Genomic DNA, 4843 nt, shown 5'->3' with positions numbered 1-4843 from the left:
CGGAAGCGCTGCCGCGGACGGCTCGCGGCGTTCCCGGGGCGCAGCCGGAACGCGGTCGCGGCACGCCCGCGGGGCCGCGCGGGCCGTTGACAAGGGGAGGGCGTCGCGGCGAAGCTAAGCAAGCGCTTAGTCAGCACTCTCCGTCAGTGCTTCCCGTCAGTGCTTCCGTCAGTGTTTGATCCGATCAGTCCTTCCCGAGGCGAGGGCCCATGACCGACACCCCCGAGACCCCACCCGGTCTCGACCTGGACCGGCTGCGCGAGCGGCTCGACGCAGAGCTGCCGGGCACCGTCACCGGCCCGCTGCGGGCGAAGCTGTTCGAGGGCGGCAAGTCCAACCTGACCTACCTGCTGGAGGACGGCACCGGGCGGTGGGTGCTGCGCCGGCCGCCGCTCGGCCACGTCCTCGCCACCGCGCACGACATGACCCGCGAGCACACCGTGCTGGCCGCGCTGCACCCCACCCGCGTCCCGGTGCCGCGCCCGCTGCTGCTGGTCGAGGACACCGAGGTGATCGGCGCGCCCTTCTACCTCATGGAGTACGTCGAGGGCACCCCGCACCGGGACGCCGAGGCGCTCGGCGCGCTCGGCCCGGAGCGGGTGCACGCGCTCGGCCTGCACCTGGTCGACACCCTGGTCGACCTGCACGCCGTCGAGCCCGCGGCGGTCGGCCTCGACGCCTTCGGCCGGCCCGAGGGCTTCCTGGAGCGCCAGCTGCGCCGCTGGGGCAAGCAGCTGGACGCCTCCCGCAGCCGCGAGGTGGCCGGCATCGACGAGCTGCACGAGCAGCTCGCCCGTACCCTGCCGGCCTCCCCCGCGCCCGCGCTGGTGCACGGCGACTACCGGCTGGACAACGTCCTGGTCGGCCCGGACGACCGGATCCGTGCCGTCCTCGACTGGGAGATGTCCACCCTCGGCGACCCGCTCACCGACCTCGGCCTGCTGGTGATGTACACCGAGCTGGCCCGCCGCTTCAACGGCGTGCTGCCAGGCGCCGCCCTCGCCGAGGGCTTCCCGCAGACCGCCGAACTGGTCGCCCGGTACGCCGACGGCTCCGGCCGGGACGTCTCGGCGCTCGGCTGGTACACCGGCTTCGCCTCGTTCAAGCTCGCGGTCGTGCTGGAGGGCATCCACTACCGCTTCACCCAGGGCGGAACGGTCGGCGCCGGCTTCGACCGGGTCGGCGAACTCGTCCCGCTGTTCGTGCAGTTCGGCCTCACCGCACTCAAGGAGCGCTGACCCGTGGACTTCTCCTTCGACGCCCGCACCGAGGAGCTGCGTTCCCGGCTGCTCGACTTCATGGACGAGCACGTGTACCCGGCCGAGCCGGTGCTCGCCGCACAGCTCGCCGACCCGGCCCGCGAGCCGTGGACGATCCCGCCCGTCGTCGCCGAACTCCAGGCCGCCGCACGGGAACGCGGCCTGTGGAACCTCTTCCTCCCCGGGGAGGCCGGCGCCGGCCTCACCAACCTCCAGTACGCGCCGCTCGCCGAGATCACCGGCCGCTCGGTGCTGCTGGCGCCCGCCGCGCTCAACTGCGCCGCCCCGGACACCGGCAACATGGAGGTGCTCGACCAGTTCGGCAGCGAGGAGCAGCGCAAGCAGTGGCTGGAGCCGCTGCTCGCCGGCGAGATCCGCTCCGCCTTCGCGATGACCGAGCCGGACGTCGCGTCCTCGGACGCCTCCAACATCACCACCCGGATCGAGCGGGACGGCGACGAGTACGTCGTCAACGGCCGCAAGTGGTACATCACCGGCGCGATGAACCCCAACTGCCGGATCTTCATCGTCATGGGCAAGACCGACCCCACCGCCGCCAAGCACCGGCAGCAGTCGATGATCCTGGTGCCCCGCGACACCCCGGGCGTCACGGTGAAGCGCGGCATGACCGTCTTCGGCTACGAGGACCAGGACCACGGCGGGCACGCCGAGGTGCTCTTCGAGGACGTCCGGGTGCCGGCCGCCAACCTCATCGGCGAGGAGGGCTCCGGCTTCGCCGTCGCCCAGGCCCGGCTGGGACCGGGCCGGATCCACCACTGCATGCGGGCCCTGGGCATCGCCGAGCGGGCGCTGGAGCTGATGTGCCGCCGGGCCGTCGACCGGGTCGCCTTCGGCCGGCCGCTGGCCGACCAGGGCGTGGTGCAGGACTGGATCGCCGAGTCCCGGGTGCGGATCGAACAGGCCCGGCTGCTGGTGCTGAAGACCGCCTGGCTGATGGACACCGTCGGCAACCGCGGCGCCCACACCGAGATCCAGGCCATCAAGATCATCGTCCCGCAGACCGTCGAGTGGATCCTCGACAAGGCCGTGCAGACCCACGGCGCCGCCGGCGTCAGCCAGGACACCCCGCTCGCCCAGCTCTGGGCCGGCAACCGCACCCTGCGGCTCGCCGACGGCCCCGACGAGGTGCACCGCCGCTCGCTCGCCCGCCGCGAACTCGGCCGCTACCAGAAGAAGGAGGGCTGACATGGCCGTCCGTGAAGAGGACCTCCGGCAGCGGGTGGCGGACCTGCTCGCCGCACACGACCCGGCGACCACCGACCGGCTCGACTTCCTGCGGGCCCGGTTCGACGCCGGACTCGCCTGGGTGCACTTCCCCGAGGGGCTCGGCGGCCTCGGCGCACCGCGACCCCTGCAGGCCGTCGTGGACGCCGAGTTGGCCGCCGCCGGAGCACCCGGCAACGACCCGCGGAAGATCGGCATCGGCCTCGGCATGGCCGCCCCCACCATCCTCGCGTACGGCACCGAGGAGCAGAAGCGGCGCTTCCTGCGGCCGCTGTGGACGGGCGAGGAGGTCTGGTGCCAGCTCTTCTCCGAGCCCGGCGCGGGCTCCGACCTCGCCGCGCTCGGCACCCGGGCCGTCCTCGACGGCGACACCTGGACGGTCGACGGCCAGAAGGTCTGGACGTCCAGCGCGCACACCGCCCGCTGGGCCATCCTGATCGCCCGCACCGACCCGGACGTGCCCAAGCACCGGGGCATCACCTACTTCGTCTGCGACATGACCGACCCCGGTGTCGAGGTCCGCCCGCTGCGGCAGATCACCGGCGAGGCCGAGTTCAACGAGGTCTTCCTCACCGGTGTCCGCATCCCCGACGCGCACCGGCTCGGCGCCGTCGGCGAGGGCTGGCAGGTCGCCCAGACCACCCTCAACAACGAGCGGGTCGCCATCGGCGGGCAGGCCGCCCCGCGCGAGGCCGGCATGGTCGGCGTCGTCGCCGAGACCTGGCGCGCCCGGCCCGAACTGCGCACCCACGACCTCCACCAGCGGCTCCTCAAGGGCTGGGTGGACGCCGAGGTCGCCCGGCTCACCGGCGAACGGCTGCGCCAGCAGCTCGCGCTGGGCCAGCCCGGCCCCGAGGGCGCCGCCATGAAGCTCGCCTTCGCCCGGCTCGCCCAGGAGTTGAGCGGGCTGGAGGTCGAACTCCTCGCCGAGGACGGCCTCGCCTACGACGACTGGACGATGGTCCGGCCCGACCACGTCGACTTCACCGGCCGCGAGGCCGGCTACCGCTACCTCCGCGCCAAGGGCAACTCCATCGAGGGCGGCACCTCGGAGATCCTGCGCAACATCGTCGCCGAGCGCGTCCTCGGCCTGCCCGGCGAGCCGCGCGCCGACAAGAACGTGCCCTGGAAGGAGCTGCCGCGATGACCGACGCCACCGGCCCGGCCGACCTGCTGTACTCCGAGGTCGAGGAGGAACTGCGCAGCAGCGTACGGGCGTTGCTCGCCGACCACTGCCCGCCCGAGGCGATCCTCGCGCGCTGCGAGGGCCCCGCGCCGTACGACCCCGCGCTCTGGCGCAAGCTCGCCGCCGACCTCGGCGCGGCCGGCCTCCAGGTGCCGGAGGCGCTCGGCGGGGCCGGTGCCTCGCTGCGCGAGACCGCCGTCGTCCTGGAGGAGTTGGGGCGCAGCGCGGCACCCGTGCCGTTCCTCGGCAGTGCGGTGCTGGCGACGACCGCGCTGCTCGCCTGCGGCGCCGAGGAGCTGCTCTCCGCGCTGGCCGGCGGGGAGCGGACGGCGGCGCTCGCCGTACCGCTGTCCACCGCGCCCGGCACCGGGTTCCCGGCGACCGTCCGGGTCGACGGGGCCGGCACGCTGAACGGGCGGATCACCTCGGTCGCGGACGCGCTGGTGGCGGATGTGCTGCTGGTGCCCGCGGCCGGGCCGGCCGGCGCCGCGCTCTACGCGGTCGAGGCCGCCGCGGCCGGACTGGCCCTGGCACGGCGCACCTCGCTCGACCTCACCCGCCCGCTGGCCGACCTGGCACTGACCGGCGTGCCGGCACGGGCCGTCGCGGTCGGCGCGGACGCGGAGGAGGCGGTGCGGCAGGCGCTGCTCACCGGCGCCGGACTGCTCGCCTCCGAGCAACTGGGCATCGCCGAGTGGTGCCTGTCGACGACCGTGGCGTACCTGAAGGACCGCACCCAGTTCGCCCGGCCGGTCGGCTCGTTCCAGGCGCTCAAGCACCGGCTGGCCGACCTGTGGCTGGAGATCGTCGGGGCGCGGGCCGCTGCCCGGTACGCGGCGGACGTGCTGGCGCGGGGCGACGCCGACGCGGAGGTCGCGGTGGCGGTGGCGCAGGCGCACTGCGGGGCGGTGGCCGTGCGGGCGGCAGAGGAGTGCGTGCAGCTGCACGGCGGCATCGGGATGACCTGGGAACACCCGGCGCACCTCTACCTCAAGCGCGCCAAGGCCGACCAGATCGCCCTCGGCACCCCCGGCACCCACCGGGCCGCGCTGGCCCGGCGTGCTCGGGCATGTAGCCGACCCGCTCGCGGATCGCGGCGCCCTCGGTGGCGATGTCGAGGCCGAGCACGCGGCCGGTGCCGGAGGTGGCCGGG

4 protein-coding genes are annotated in these 4843 nt (G+C 74.3%); all 4 read left to right on the top strand.

The features are described from left to right. Positions 1-209 precede the first annotated feature (209 nt). On the top strand, positions 210-1238 hold the full coding sequence (locus ABZ641_RS25855) for a phosphotransferase family protein (RefSeq protein ID WP_359985358.1): 1029 nt from the start codon (positions 210-212) through the stop codon (positions 1236-1238). A 3-nt stretch (positions 1239-1241) separates the two neighbouring features. Beyond that, complete coding sequence (locus ABZ641_RS25850) at positions 1242-2465, top strand: acyl-CoA dehydrogenase family protein (protein WP_359985355.1); 1224 nt, start codon at positions 1242-1244, stop codon at positions 2463-2465. Position 2466: 1 nt separating this feature from the next. Next, positions 2467-3651, top strand: a complete 1185-nt coding sequence (locus tag ABZ641_RS25845) for an acyl-CoA dehydrogenase family protein (protein WP_359985352.1) — start codon at positions 2467-2469, stop codon at positions 3649-3651. After that, the coding region (locus ABZ641_RS25840; RefSeq protein WP_359985349.1) for an acyl-CoA dehydrogenase family protein at positions 3648-4843 on the top strand (1196 nt) is incomplete at its 3' end. The genes ABZ641_RS25845 and ABZ641_RS25840, both read left to right, overlap by 4 nt.

Origin of the sequence: Kitasatospora sp. NPDC007106 (assembly GCF_040634455.1) — a bacterium.
GTDB lineage: Bacteria > Actinomycetota > Actinomycetes > Streptomycetales > Streptomycetaceae > Kitasatospora > Kitasatospora arboriphila.
The sequence above is the reverse complement of the archived record's forward strand: the minus strand, read 5'-3'. Positions and strand labels throughout refer to the sequence as shown.

Excerpts from the sequence above, each read along its gene's own strand:
- ABZ641_RS25845 (WP_359985352.1), top strand. The coding sequence starts at position 2,467 with ATGGCCGTCCGTGAAGAGGACCTCCGGCAGCGGGTGGCGGACCTGCTC.
- ABZ641_RS25855 (WP_359985358.1), top strand. The coding sequence starts at position 210 with ATGACCGACACCCCCGAGACCCCACCCGGTCTCGACCTGGACCGGCTG.